13 protein-coding genes are annotated in these 13,193 nt (G+C 65.1%); 5 read left to right on the forward strand and 8 right to left on the reverse strand.

Annotation, left to right across the window (positions count from 1 at the left end; genetic code table 11):
* Window positions 1-117: 117 nt before the first annotated feature.
* Window positions 118-699, reverse strand: coding sequence for an NADPH-dependent FMN reductase (locus tag CK222_RS01665; RefSeq protein WP_095799178.1), 582 nt, complete (start codon window positions 697-699; stop codon window positions 118-120).
* 180 nt (window positions 700-879) lie between these two features.
* On the opposite strand from CK222_RS01665, the gene CK222_RS01670 reads away from it, so the two are divergent.
* On the forward strand, window positions 880-2,250 hold the full coding sequence (locus tag CK222_RS01670; RefSeq protein WP_095799179.1) for a cytochrome P450: 1,371 nt from the start codon (window positions 880-882) through the stop codon (window positions 2,248-2,250).
* Window positions 2,251-2,277: 27 nt separating this feature from the next.
* Here CK222_RS01670 and CK222_RS01675 read toward each other — a convergent pair whose 3' ends face one another.
* The 7 genes from CK222_RS01675 to CK222_RS01705 all read right to left on the reverse strand — a co-directional run bounded on the left by CK222_RS01675 (window position 2,278) and on the right by CK222_RS01705 (window position 8,743).
* On the reverse strand, window positions 2,278-3,261 hold the full coding sequence (locus CK222_RS01675; protein ID WP_095799180.1) for a complex I NDUFA9 subunit family protein: 984 nt from the start codon (window positions 3,259-3,261) through the stop codon (window positions 2,278-2,280).
* Window positions 3,262-3,419: 158 nt separating this feature from the next.
* Window positions 3,420-3,872: a DoxX family protein gene (locus CK222_RS01680; RefSeq protein ID WP_067324182.1), complete on the reverse strand. Its 453-nt coding sequence runs from the start codon at window positions 3,870-3,872 to the stop codon at window positions 3,420-3,422.
* A gap of 380 nt (window positions 3,873-4,252) precedes the next feature.
* Window positions 4,253-5,254, reverse strand: a complete 1,002-nt coding sequence (locus CK222_RS01685; RefSeq protein ID WP_095799181.1) for an Ldh family oxidoreductase — start codon at window positions 5,252-5,254, stop codon at window positions 4,253-4,255.
* A gap of 149 nt (window positions 5,255-5,403) precedes the next feature.
* Window positions 5,404-6,213: an ABC transporter permease gene (locus CK222_RS01690; protein WP_095799182.1), complete on the reverse strand. Its 810-nt coding sequence runs from the start codon at window positions 6,211-6,213 to the stop codon at window positions 5,404-5,406.
* Window positions 6,213-6,878 (reverse strand): ABC transporter permease subunit, encoded by a 666-nt coding sequence (locus CK222_RS01695; RefSeq protein ID WP_127247917.1) that lies wholly within the window; start codon window positions 6,876-6,878, stop codon window positions 6,213-6,215. The genes CK222_RS01690 and CK222_RS01695 overlap by 1 nt, the downstream gene beginning before the upstream one ends.
* A gap of 199 nt (window positions 6,879-7,077) precedes the next feature.
* Window positions 7,078-7,872, reverse strand: a complete 795-nt coding sequence (locus CK222_RS01700) for a transporter substrate-binding domain-containing protein (RefSeq protein WP_067324186.1) — start codon at window positions 7,870-7,872, stop codon at window positions 7,078-7,080.
* 55 nt (window positions 7,873-7,927) lie between these two features.
* Window positions 7,928-8,743: an ABC transporter ATP-binding protein gene (locus CK222_RS01705; RefSeq protein WP_095799183.1), complete on the reverse strand. Its 816-nt coding sequence runs from the start codon at window positions 8,741-8,743 to the stop codon at window positions 7,928-7,930.
* 211 nt (window positions 8,744-8,954) lie between these two features.
* Here CK222_RS01705 and CK222_RS01710 point away from each other — a divergent pair, with 211 nt between their 5' ends.
* The 4 genes from CK222_RS01710 to CK222_RS01725 all read left to right on the forward strand — a co-directional run bounded on the left by CK222_RS01710 (window position 8,955) and on the right by CK222_RS01725 (window position 13,137).
* A complete protein-coding gene (locus CK222_RS01710; protein WP_095799462.1) occupies window positions 8,955-9,827 on the forward strand; it encodes a dimethylarginine dimethylaminohydrolase family protein in 873 nt (290 codons plus the stop codon).
* A complete protein-coding gene (locus CK222_RS01715) occupies window positions 9,797-10,468 on the forward strand; it encodes a TetR family transcriptional regulator C-terminal domain-containing protein (RefSeq protein ID WP_095799184.1) in 672 nt (223 codons plus the stop codon). The genes CK222_RS01710 and CK222_RS01715 overlap by 31 nt, the downstream gene beginning before the upstream one ends.
* 197 nt (window positions 10,469-10,665) lie before the next feature.
* Complete coding sequence (locus CK222_RS01720) at window positions 10,666-12,246, forward strand: 5-guanidino-2-oxopentanoate decarboxylase (RefSeq protein WP_095799185.1); 1,581 nt, start codon at window positions 10,666-10,668, stop codon at window positions 12,244-12,246.
* A gap of 183 nt (window positions 12,247-12,429) precedes the next feature.
* On the forward strand, window positions 12,430-13,137 hold the full coding sequence (locus CK222_RS01725) for an SDR family NAD(P)-dependent oxidoreductase (RefSeq protein ID WP_067003394.1): 708 nt from the start codon (window positions 12,430-12,432) through the stop codon (window positions 13,135-13,137).
* Window positions 13,138-13,193: the final 56 nt, after the last annotated feature.

Below are 13,193 nucleotides of genomic sequence, written 5' to 3' on the forward strand. Positions count from 1 at the left end.
AGCGGCCGTTGGCAGGCCGGGCGCGATACTCCGGGAAGCGCGGGGCGGGCAGCGGGCTATGCCGGCGCGAAAGCCTCGCCCGCGTGCGGCGTTGCAGCAGTCATATCGGGACGTCTGCTATTCCGCCCGGAGGCCGGCGCGCAGCGCCTTCAGCGCCTCGCTCCAGCGGAACAACTCGTCCAGCATGGTCTTGGCGCCGCCCAGCACCTGCTCGCCCGGATGATACGCGCCCTCCTTGTCGAGCAAGGTCCTGTAGGAAGGCAGCGCCACGCCTTCCGGGATCGGCATGACGCCGACCGAGGTCAGCAGCGGCTTCAGCGCCTGTGCCGCGCGCAGGCCGCCGGACACCCCGCCATAGCTGAAGATGGCGGCGGGCTTGTAGCGCCACTCCTTGAGCAGATAGTCGACGGCGTTAACAATCGCCGGAGCGGCGAAGTAGTTGTATTCCGGCGCCACGAAGACGAAGGCGTCGGCGGCGTCGATCGCCTTCGACCAGGCCTTGGTGTGGTCGTTCTCGTATTTGCGCAGGCGTGGATGATGCGGCTCGTCGAGCAGCGGCAGCTTGAAGGCGGCAATGTCGGCGAGCACCGGCTCGAACTTGCCGTGCTCGCGCGCGAACCCCTCCAGCCACTCGGCGAAGATCGGTCCGGCGCGTCCCGGTCGCGTGCTGCCGATGATGATGCTCAACTGGTGCTTCACGGGTGGCTCCTCGATTGACGGTATCCGTTGGCGACTAAAGGAACCGGTCACGGTCAACAAGCAGCCATCGAAGGGCGCCGTTCACATTCAGGCGAGGCGGTCTCTCCATGGGCTTTCCGTCCGGTCACATGGACGCCCGCTTTGCCGCGCATTACATTTGCCGTCGTAGCGGAGCATCCGATGGACACAAAGCCCGCCCCCTTCGTGCCGCCTGCGCCGAAGCCGCGCACCCAGCCGCCCTCGACGCTGGAGATGATGCGCATCGTCTACCGCAACCCGCTCGAGCTGTGGGGCGAGCATACCTACAACGAGCCCTGGATCTCGGTGACCGGTATCGGCGGGCCGCTGGTCATCGCCAACGATCCCGGCCTCATCCGCCACGTGCTGGTCGACAACGCCAGGAACTACAAGATGGCGACGGTGCGCCAGCTGATCCTGCGCCCGATCCTGCGCGACGGCTTGCTCACCGCCGAGGGCGAGGTGTGGAAGCGCTCGCGCAAGGCGATGGCGCCGGTGTTCACGCCGCGCCACATCTTCGGTTTCGCCGAGCCGATGCTGAAGCGCACGCTGGAATTCGCCACCCGCTACGAGGCCGGCGGTACGACCGACGTCGCCCGCGACATGACGATGCTCACCTATGATATGCTGGCCGAGACGCTGTTTTCTGGCGAGATCGCCGGCGAGCCCGGCAGCTTCGCCAAGGAGATCGACCGCCTGTTCGAGACCATGGGCCGGGTCGATCCGCTCGACCTGTTGCGCGCCCCGGAATGGCTGCCGCGGCTGACCCGCATCCGCGGCCGCAAGACCATGGCCTATTTCCGCAACATCGTTGCCAACACGGTGAAAATGCGCGAGGAGCGGCTGAAGCGCGATCCCGACGGCGTGCCGCAGGATTTCCTGACGCTACTCCTGAAAGCCGAGGGGCCGGACGGCCTGACCCGCGCCGAGGTCGAGGACAACATCATCACCTTCATCGGCGCCGGGCACGAGACCACGGCGCGCGCGCTCGGCTGGACGATCTACTGTCTCGCCGAAGCGCCCTGGGAGCGCGACAAGGTCGAGCAGGAGATCGATGCGATGCTAGCGCGCGAGCCCGATCCGACAAGATGGCTGGACGCCATGCCGCTCACCCGCGCCGCCTTCGAGGAAGCGCTGAGGCTTTATCCGCCAGCGCCCTCGATCAATCGCGAGCCGATCGAGCCGGAGACCTGGAACGGCCTCTATATCCCGAGATACGCCGCCGTGCTGGTGATGCCCTGGGTGGTGCATCGCCATCGCAAGCTATGGGACAGGCCGGACGCCTTCATGCCGGAGCGCTTCCATCCGGAGAACCGCGAACGGATCGACCGCTTCCAGTATCTGCCTTTCGGCGCCGGGCCGCGCGTCTGCATCGGCGCCAGCTTCGCCATGCAGGAGGCGATCATTGCTTTGGCCATCCTGTTGTCGCGCTTCCGTTTCGACGTAACGTCACAAACCCGGCCATGGCCGGTGCAGAAGCTGACCACGCAGCCGCAGGGCGGCCTGCCGATGCAGATTTCCCGCCGCGCCTGATTGGAACGGGTCCCGATCGGGAACAGTCTACCGGTCGGCGATCGGCCGGCGCTGCTGGAACTGGCCGGCGGCGCGGAAGCGCCAGAGATAGCTCGGCAGGATCGCGGCGATCGCCTGCGGCTGGATGCCGAGGCCATTGATCGTTCTGTTCGCCTGGGCGGCGGCTTCGGAGACGACGTTGTGCTCGCGCAGCTGCAGCACCTGGTCCTTGGTCAGCAGCGGATTGGGCAACAGCTGCAGGATCGAGGCTTGGATATTGGCCATCCACCACGGCACCGGCACCAGGAGGCGTCTGCGGTCGATAACGGCGAGCAGCTCCTGCATGCATTCCTTGAAGGTCAACACCTGCGGGCCGCCGAGCTCATAGGTCTGGCCACGCTCGACCTTGCCGTCGACCGAGCGTGCCACCGCCTCGGCAACGTCGCCGACATAGATCGGCTGGAATTTCGTCTCCCCGCCGCCGATCAGCGGCAGCACGGGCGAGAAGCGCGCCATGTTGGCGAAGCGGTTGAAGAAGGCGTCCTCGGGTCCGAAATTGATCGAGGGCCGCAAGACGACGGCGTCGGGCACCGTCTCGAACACTGCTTTCTCGCCGAGAGCCTTGGTGCGGGCATATCCCGACGGCGAGTTGAGGTCGGCGCCGAGCGCCGATATATGGGTGAGGCCGGCGCCGACCGATCGCGCGGCCTCGGCGACGGCGCGCGCGCCGAACTCGTGCACGGAGCCGAATTTCTGCCGGCCGCTCTCATGCAGTATGGCGACGAGGTTGACGACGTGGTCGGCGCCCTGAACGGCGCGGTCGACCGACCAGCGCACGCGCACATTGGCCTGCACCGGCTGGATCTGGCCGACATTGCCGAGCGGCTGCACATGGCCGGCAAGGTCGGGCCGCCGGCAGGCGACCCGGATGCGATAGCCGCGCTTGGCGAGCGCGCGAACGACATGACGGCCGACGAATCCCGAGCCGCCGAACACGACGACGAGCTTGGGGGTCTGCAGGATTTCGGTCATGGCTGGCTCCGCGCGCAAAAGCTTGGCTGAGCCGCTTCTTAATCCGTTTCGCGTCAAAGGCAAAGAGCGACCGGAGGTCGCCGCCGCCTTGTTTTTTAGTAATTCCAGGAAAGTGTGGAGCGGTTTTCCGTGCCGAATTGCGTCAGGGTAAAAGCCGCTCAGAACGCCCGGCCGATGCGCGCGTCGACCGAATGCCGGTTGCCGCCTCGGATGACGAAGAAGGCGAGGATTGCCGCCCAGAGCAGCGACTTTTCCGCGCCCGAAAAGCCCTGGCCCATGGTGACCCAGTGGAACCATACCGTGACCAGAAGCACGATCAGGCCGGCGAAAGCGGCCGGGCGGGTGACGAGGCCGATGGCAATCAAAATGCCGCCGAAGAATTCGGTGCAGGCGAGCAGCGGGGACCAGAAGACGCCAGGATAGAAGCCCAGACCTTCGACCATTTCCGTGGCGCCAAACGGATTGACGATCTTCTGCGAGCCATGAATGGCGAGGAACGCCCCGGCAACGGCGCGCAGGAGCGTTTCGGCCGCATTGTTCAGCGTCGCATAGAGTCCGCCTAGGGCCGGAACGATAAGCCTTGGTCTGGACGTGTCGGTGCTGGCGAACATGCGGTCTCCTTTTTGCTGATTTGACGGACGCAAAGGCGTCCACTCCGTCAAATAGAATAAACCTGACGAACTTTCGCATGTTTTATTGCCGCAGTGAGAAACAGAAAACCCCGCCGAGGCGGGGTTTTCCGGGCAGTGAGCGCACCGAAACAGGGTCCAACGAGGCGGCCTGACCTGAGACGGTATCAAGGCGGCGTGAAGCAAGCACGCCCGCCCCGGCCCTGGACGCCTGGCGCGACGGCCGCCAATCGCAAGCCGCGACCCAAGCCACCCTTTTGCGGCTTGCGATGTGGGGTGCCGCTGATGGGTCGCTGCCGGGCTAAGAAAGGTTCAAAGCGGCGCGAAACAAATGCGCGCCTTGTTGCCGGGCGATGCCTCGATCAGGCCGAGTAGCGTTCGGCGAATTCGGAAATGCGCTGCACGACCGCCTTCGGGATATCGACACCGCGCGCCGTCGCCTTTTCAGCGGCCTCTGCCCGGGCACGGCCGGGGATGTGCACGCCGTAGCGCCGCCGCAGCCGGTCGAGCTGGTCCTTCATGCGCTGCTCAAAATCCGGATCGACCAATTTGGGCTCGATAGCGAGCACGAAGAGCCCGGTTCCGGGGCTGTCCGGCCCGCCGGAGAACCAGGGTGCGTCGAGCGACCAGTTGGCGCCGGAAATCCCCGCCGCCAGCACCTCGACCATAAGCGCGATGTTAGCGCCGCGCTGGCCGCCGAAGGCGAGCATCGCGCCCTTCATCGCCGCCGCCGGATCGGTGGTCGGGTTGCCGCTGGCATCGAGTGCCCAGCCCTCGGGGATCTTCCTGCCGTCTTCCGCCGCCTTGCGGATGTTGACGAAGGCGGTGGCGCTCGACGATTGGTCGATCACCAACGGCGGCCCGTCCGCGGCAGGCGCGGCAAAGGACATCGGGTTGGTGCAGTAGACCGGCTTGACCGAGCCCGAGCCTGCAAGCACCGCCGGCCCGTTGGTGGCGGCGAACGAGACCAGCCCCTGCGCTGCCAGCCGTCCGGTGAAATAGCCGAGCGCGCCGCAGGTATAGGCGTTCCTCTGGGAGAAGATGGCGACGCCGAAAAGCCTCGCTGCCTTGACGAGGTCATCGATAGTGCGGTCGAAGCCGGTATGGGCAAGTCCGCCGCGCGCATCGGAGAGGTAGGCGGCCAGCGCCGGCCGGGTGACGACCGGATCGGCATTGCCGTCGATGCGGCCGTCCTCGATCGCCTCCAGATAGTCGATGAAATGCGACAGGCCGACCGCCGACAGGCCTTCTGCTTCCGCCGCGATGATCGAGGCAACCAGCGACTGCGTCGCTTCTTCATTGGCGCCGGCGCCGAGCGCCGCCATGCGGCAGAGCCCTGTTGCCTGGTCGAGAGTGAGTTGCATCGGAGCCGTCCTGAGGGAGTAAGGGAATAAGGGAGTAGGGGGAAATTGTGGAGCAAATAGCGAATGGGGATGGAAATGTGAATGCGGATCGTGGCTGAACACTCCCCTATTCCCCTATTCCCCTATTCCCCTATTCCCCTACTCCCCTACTAACCGATCTTGACCGGAATCCGGGCCTCGATGCGGCTGAAGATGAGAACCAGGATGCCGGTGATGGTCATGTAGATCAGCGCCAGCAGCAGCAAGGGCTCGTAGGTGAGATAAGTGTCCTGCCGCACCTTGGACGAGACGGCGAAGATATCGATGACGCTGATCGTCGCCACCAGCGGCGTCGACTTGAGCTGCAGCACGGTTTCGCCGGTCAGTGTCGGCAGCGCACGGAAGAAGGCCTGCGGCAGCCAGATGCGGCGGAAGATCTTGAAGCGGCTCATGCCGAAGGCGCGCGCGGCTTCCAGCTGCCCTTTCGGCACGCCGGCGAAGGCGCCGCGCATCACCTCGCCTTCATAGCCGGCAAATGACAAGGTCAACGCCAACACGCCGTAGGGCCAGGCTTGCCTGAGATAGGGCCACATCCAGGACTCGCGAATCCATGGATATTGCGGAAAAAGCGATCCAAGCCCGTAGTAGAGCAGCCAGAGCTGCAGCAGCAGCGGCGTGCCGCGAATGATGGTGCAGAAGATCTTGGCCGGTGCGGCGAGCCAGAACGGCCCACCGGCCTGCGCCAGCCCAAGCGGTACGGCCAGTATAAAGCCCAGCGCGCAGGTCACGACGAGGATCCACAGCGACCGCCAGATGCCGAGCAGCCCCATCTGCCAATATTGCGGCAGCCAGTCCCAGCGCATGAAGAAGGCCGCGCAGAGGACCAATCCCAGCGCGATTAGGATCAGCACGATGCGGTGCGGCTTCAGCCAGAGCGAGGCACGCGCCGCCATGTTGATCGTGGTCGCTTCGGCCGACATCAGCGCGCCTCCTTGACGGAAGGCATGCCGCGCCGCGACCAGGCCTCGACGCGGCCGATGATCACGTTGGAAAACAGCGTCAGCGCCAGATAAAGCGCGCCGGCAGCAAGATAGAAGACCAGATAGGCCTTGGTGACGCCGGCCGCCTGACGCGTCGCCAGCGTCAGTTCGAAGAAGCCAACGACGGCAAGCAACGCGGTGTCCTTGGTGGCGATCAGCCAGAGATTGGCAAGGCCGGGAATGGCGAAAGGCAGCATTGCCGGCAATGTTATGCGCCTCAACATCAGGCCGGGCGGCATGCCATAGGCGCGGGCGGCCTCGATCTGGCCTTGTGGGATGGAAAGGATGGCGCCGCGGATGACTTCCGTCGAATAGGCGCCCTGCACGACCCCAAGGACAAAAATGCCGGCGGCCAGCCCGCTGATGTCGACGCGCTGGTAACCCATAGCGGTCAGCAGCTGATTGATGAGATCGGTGCCGGCGTAATAGAGCAGCAGGATCAGCACCAGTTCCGGCACGGCGCGCACCACCGTGGTGTAGACGGCGAGCAGATCGCGCGTCACCGGTCCGCCGTAAAGCTTGCCCCAGGCGCCGCCGGTGCCGATCAAAAGGCCAAGGCAGGTGGCGCCGATGGCGATCTCGATCGAATGCAGCAATCCGACCAGCAGGGTGCCGCCCCAGCCGGGCGGCACGGGCGACAGGAGTTCGATGATGCCGGCCGCCGAGGCCGGAAGAAAGGCATTGATCAGCTTCGCCCCCGAATTGCTGGCAGCCGCCGACCGCAGCGTTCAGCGGCGGGCTTGCGTGGCAGGGTTTGGGCCAAGGGGCATGGCGCTGGCCATGCCCCAATATCAAATGGAGGCGTCAGTTCGACTGCGTGGCGCCGCCATAGATGTCGAAGTCGAAGTATTTCTTGGAGATTTCATCGTACTTACCATTGGCGCGGATGGCCTTGATGCCAGCGTTGATCTTTTCCTTGAGCGCGGTGTCTTCCTTGCGCACGCCGGCGCCCACGCCCGGTCCCAGCACCTCGTCGTCCGGCGCGACCATGCCCTTCAGATCGCAGCAGGCCTTGCCCTGGTCCGTCTTGAGGAATTCGCCGAGCGCGATGGAGTCGGCCTGCACCGCATCGAGACGGCCGGCGGCGAGATCGTTGTTGGCCTCGTCCTGCGTCTGGTATTCCTTGATCTCCTGCGCGCCGGTGAAGTGCTTCTTGGCGTAGACGGCATGTACGGTCGACACCTGAACGCCGATCACCTTGCCTTTAAGATCGTCCGGCGTGGCGCCGAACTTCTGATCCTTCGGTCCGATGATTGCTGTCGGCGTGTTGTAATACTTATCCGAGAAGTCGATCGTCTTCTTGCGCTCGTCGGTGATCGACATCGAGGAGACGATGAGGTCGATCTTCTTGGTGGTGAGCGCCGGAATGATGCCGTCCCAGGCAACGGGCGTGATGACGCAGTCGAGCTTCTCCTCGGCGCAGACGGCGTCGATGAAATCGATCTCCCAGCCGACCCACTTGCCCGTCGCGTCCGGCGAGGTGAACGGCGGATAGGGCTCGGCGGCGACGCCGATCTTGACCTGATCGGCCTTGGCCACGCCCATCGCGGCGACGCCGAACAGCAGCGCCGCGGCGAAGGTCTTGAGAACAGTCTTCATTTCAGGACTCCCAGTTTGTTGTCGTTCCCGGTTTTCGCTCCGCTTGACGCCGGCCCTAGCCGACATTGCGGAGGAATTGCTTGAGCCTTTCGGATTTCGGGGCGCCGAACAGCTGTTCCGGCGAGCCTTCTTCCTCGACCAGCCCGTTGTAGAGGTAGACGACATGGGTCGCGACCTCGCGGGCGAATTTCATTTCATGCGTCACCAGCACCATGGTGCGCCCCTCGCGCGCCAGGTCGCCGATCACCTTCAGAACCTCGCCGACCAGCTCCGGATCGAGCGCGGAGGTCGGTTCGTCGAACAGCATGACGCGCGGATTGATCGCCAGTGCCCTGGCGATTGCGGCGCGCTGCTGCTGGCCGCCCGACAGGAATGCCGGGTAGACGTCGCGCTTCTCCGCCAGTCCGACCCGGGCGAGCAGCTTCTCGGCCTGGGCGATCGCCTCGTCGCGCTTGACGCCGAGCACGTGCACCGGAACCTCGATGACGTTCTCGATCAGCGTCATGTGGCTCCACAGGTTGAAGTTTTGGAACACCATGCCGAGTCTCGAGCGGATGCGCTCGATCTGCTTGCGGTCGGCAGGAACCGTATGGCCGTGGCTGTCGGCCTTCAGCTTGATCTCCTCGCCATTGACACGGATGATGCCGCTGGTCGGGTTTTCCAGGCAGTTGATGCAGCGCAGCAGCGTCGACTTGCCGGAGCCCGAGCCGCCGATGATGGCGATCACCTCGCCGTCGCGCGCCGACAGCGAAACGCCCTTCAGCACATGCAACTGGCCGAACTTCTTGTGCAGGTTCTCGACATGGATGGCTTCGGCGGCGCCGCTCTGCGCTTGGCCGGCTGGGACTGCGGCGGCTTCCACCGCGCTCACCGGGTAACCTCTATATGGGCGACGGCAGTTCGTCGAACGTCCATCCGGCTCATCAACATACGCTGTACTGTCCCGCTCCTCACTTCAGCATGGACCCGGCAGCGCGAGCCCGTCAATCCCGTTCATTACGGCACTTGCGACCTTGTTGCGCAAGTGTATAAATAGCCGTTCATGAAATTTTTTCGGTTTTTTTCATCTTAAAAGGGCATTGATGAGCGCTTTCGGATCACAATCCATGGCGGCGCCGCTGCGGCGCGTGCTCATGCGGTCGGCGGCGAACGCGATGCGCGACGCCGACAGAACTCAATGGCACTATGGCCCCGGGTTCAACCCGGCGAAGGCAGCGTCGCAGCACGCGGCCCTTGCTGAACTGGTAGCGGCTTCCGGCGCCGAAATCGAATGGATCGAGGACAAGGCCGACGGCCTTTCGGATTCGGTGTTCACGCACGACCCATCGCTGATGACCGACCGCGGTGCGCTGATCCTGTCCATGGGCAAGCCATTGCGCGCCAGGGAGCCCTCCCTTCATGAGGAAACCTACAGAGGGCTGGGCATTCCGATCCTTGGCCGCGTCGAGGCTCCTGGCCAGGTCGAAGGCGGTGATTGCGTATGGGTGGATGCCCGCACGCTGGCGATCGGGCGCGGGGTCCGCTCCAATCAGGAAGGCATCCAGCAGGTTTCGAACCTGCTGACGCCGCTGGGAATTTCCGTCTACGGTTTTGATCTGCCGCTGTGGCAGGGGGAAGAGGCGTGCCTGCATCTGATGTCGGTGATCAGCCCGCTGGCCGACGATCTCGCGCTGGTCTATTCGCCGCTGTTGCCGGCTCCGTTCTATCAGATGCTGAAGGCGCGCGGCATCAGGCTGGTCGAAGGCGACGCCGGAGAATTCGCCGCTTCCAACGGCCTCAGCCTGAACGTGCTGCCGACCAGCCCGCACAAGGTCATTGCCGTTGCGGGCTTTCCCAAGACCAAAGCCGCGATGGAGGCCGCCGGCTGCACGGTTGAGATTTTCGAGGCGGATGCGCTCTGTATCGCCTGCGAAGGCGGGCCGACATGCCTGACGCGGCCGATCCTGCGCCGATGACTGCGCGCCGCAAGTTCCGTCGCGAGGGCGAGGAGCGGCGGCGGCAGGATCTGATCGAAGCGACTCTGGACTGCGTGGCGGAATATGGCCTGCAGGGCGCCACTTTGCGCACCATCGCATTGCGTGCCGGCGTCACCGCCGGCCTGATCCGGCACTATTTCCCCGGCAAGGAAGAATTGCTGCAGGGGGCCTATACGGCGCTGGTCGGCCGCATGACCGAGCAGGCGAAAGCGGCATTGGTCATGGAAGAGGCGTCGCCTCGTCAATGCCTTGCAGCTTTCGTCACCGCCAATCTCAGCGCGCCGATCATCGACCAACGGGTGTTTTCGCTCTGGGCGACCTTCATCGGCCGTGCCGGTGCGGATCCGACGCTCGCCCGTGCTCACCGCGAAGGCTATCTTGGCTTTCGTAACGAGGTGGAAGCGGTCGTCGCCGAGGTGCTCGCCGCCGAACAGCGCGAACCGGACGCAAGTCAGCTGCGCCGTCATGCCATCGCCATCAACGCGATCATCGACGGGCTTTGGATCGAAGGCTGCCTGGCCGGTGAGATGTTCTCGCCAGGCGAGTTGGCGGCGATTGGCATCAAGGCTGTCGAGGCCGAACTCGGCCTCGCACCGCTGAAGCATGATCCCGAAAAGTAGGACCCGGTTTTCGGAGAAAGATCATGCTCAACAAAGGTTAGATCGGGATGGCAATTCAACGAAACGCCATCACGGTCCAGAGCAATTCCAGGAAAAGGTGAAAAGCGGTTTCCCGTCCGGGATTGCGTAACAAACAAAGAGATAGAGCAAATCACTGTTTCCGTTAAACGGTGATCCGCTCCAAAGGGAGAAAACCAGTGACCACGCTCGGCGAAGCGCTCATCACCTTGCTCGAGGCGCATGGGGTCGACACCGTATTCGGCATTCCGGGCGTGCATACGGTCGAGCTTTATCGCGGCCTGGCGCGTTCGAAGATCCGCCACATCACGCCGCGCCACGAGCAGGGCGCCGGCTTCATGGCCGACGGCTACGCCCGCGCCGGCGGCCGGCCGGGCGTGGCTTTCGTCATCACCGGACCCGGCCTCACCAACACCATCACCGCGATGGGCCAGGCGCGCGCCGATTCGGTGCCGATGCTGGTGATCTCCGGTGTCAATGCCACCGATACGCTCGGCAAGGGTTTGGGCTTCCTGCACGAACTGCCGGACCAGCGCGGCATGATGGAGAAGGTGGCGCTGTCTTCCGAGCGTGTCACCGAGGCCGAGGAACTGCCGGGTGCGCTCGCCCGCGCCTTCGCCGTCTTCTCCTCGTCGCGGCCGGGTCCGGTTCACATCGAGATCCCGACAAACGTCATGGTGAAGCCCGCCGAGGGGCTCGCGCCGGTGCTCGGCAACGCCGCGCCGCCCGCTCCGGACGCGGCGGCTGTTGCCGAGGCTGCGAGGTTGATCAAGGCGGCTCGCCGTCCGCTGATTGTTGCCGGTGGCGGTGCCAAGAAAGCGGACGCGGCGCTGACACGCTTCGCCGAAGCGCTCGGCGCGCCGGTGGTCGAGACCGCCAACGCGCGCGGCCTGCTGCATCGGCACCCGCTCTTGGTGCCGGCAAGCCCCAGCCTCAAGGCGGTGCGCGCGCTGATGGCGGATGCCGATCTGGTGATCGCCGCCGGCACCGAATTCGGCCCCACCGACTATGACGGCTACGGCGATGGCGGCTTCGTGCTGCCGCCGAGCCTCATCCGCATCGATATCGGCGCCGACCAGCTCGCGCGCCGTCCGGTGACGGTTGGCATCCACGCCGATTGTGCCGAGGCGCTTTCTGCCCTGCTGGCTGCACTCGGCGCCGCTCATGTCGCCGCGAAAGACGGCGAAGCCCGCGCTGCCGCAGGGCGAGAGGCCGCGCTGGCGGAGCTGCGGCCAGACTATCTGGCGCAACTGCGCGCGGTGGAGACGATCCGCGGCGCGCTGCCCGGCGCCATCATCGTCGGCGACTCGACGCAGCCGATCTACGCCGCCAATCTCTATTACGACCACGACCGTGCGGCTGGCTGGTTCAATGCCGCGACCGGTTTCGGCGCGCTGGGCTACGGTCCGCCGGCGGCGATCGGTGCCGCCCTTGCCGTGCCCGAAGCGCCGGTCGTGTGCCTCACCGGCGACGGCGGCTTCCAGTTCACCTTGCCGGAGCTCGGCGCGGCGCTCGACGCCGAGGCGCCGGTGATCTTCGTCGTCTGGAACAATCGCGGTTATCGCGAGATCGAGACCTCGATGCTTGATGTCGGCGTCGAGCCGGTCGGCGTGTCGCCGGCGCCGCCGGATTTCTGCAAGCTCGCCGAGGCCTACGGCATCGAAGCCGAGCGGCTGACAGGGGTCGGTGACCTGGCCGGTGCGCTGAAGCGCGCGCGAACTGCCGGCAAGCCGCGGGTTATAGAAATCACCGTCGATTGAGGCTCCTGGCGATCGTCCCATCCGGCCGAGACGCGGCCCGCGTCACGTCACGCGGCTGCGTGTCGACGCATGCAAAGACGGGACGCCTGCCATGTCGATATTTCAATTGAGTGACGACGCGAAAGGCGCGACGTTCGAGGCTGGGGCGGCATACCATAAGAATACGACAGGAGCAGTCGAAATATGACGGAAACGCTTAACGGCAGGCATGTCGTGGTGACGGGCGGCACCGGGGCGCTCGGCGGCGCGGTTGTCGGCAGGTTGCTGGAGCAGGGCGCGATTTGCCACGTGCCCAATGCGCATGCCGCGGCTCCGCCGCATTTTCCCTACGCGGCTCACGCCAGCGTCCATCTGGCACACAATGTCGACCTGTCGGACTCCGCCAAGGTCGAGGCCTTCTACCATCAGGTTCCGGAGCTTTGGGCTTCGATCCATCTTGCCGGCGGTTTCACCATGGCGCCGGTCGAAAAGATCGAGACGGCATCCTTTGCCGAGATGATGGACACCAATGCGCGGACCACCTTCCTTTGCAGCCGCGCCGCGGTGCGCTCGATGCTGACGTCGGGCACCGCGGGGCGCATCGTCAACGTCAGCGCGCGCGCCGGGCTTGATCCCAGGCGCGGCGCCGGAATGGTCGCCTACGCCGCGAGCAAGGCGGCGGTCGCCGCGATGACGCAGGCGATGGCCGAGGAGCTGAAGCACAAGGGCATCCTGGTCAATGCGGTCGCGCCCTCGACGCTCGACACGCCCGCCACCCGCGCCGACATGCCCGACGCCGATTTCACCAAATGGGTCAGCCTCGAGGCCGCCGCCGAGGCGATCGCCTATCTCGCCTCGCCCGCCAATCAGGCGATGAGCGGCACGCTGGTGCCGCTCTACGGGCGAGCCTGAGCTCACAGATCAAAGTGCAATGAAAAACCCCGCCGGATCGCTCCGGCGGGGTTTTT

Origin of the sequence: Mesorhizobium sp. WSM3866 (genome assembly GCF_002294795.1) — a bacterium.
Classification (GTDB): domain Bacteria; phylum Pseudomonadota; class Alphaproteobacteria; order Rhizobiales; family Rhizobiaceae; genus Mesorhizobium.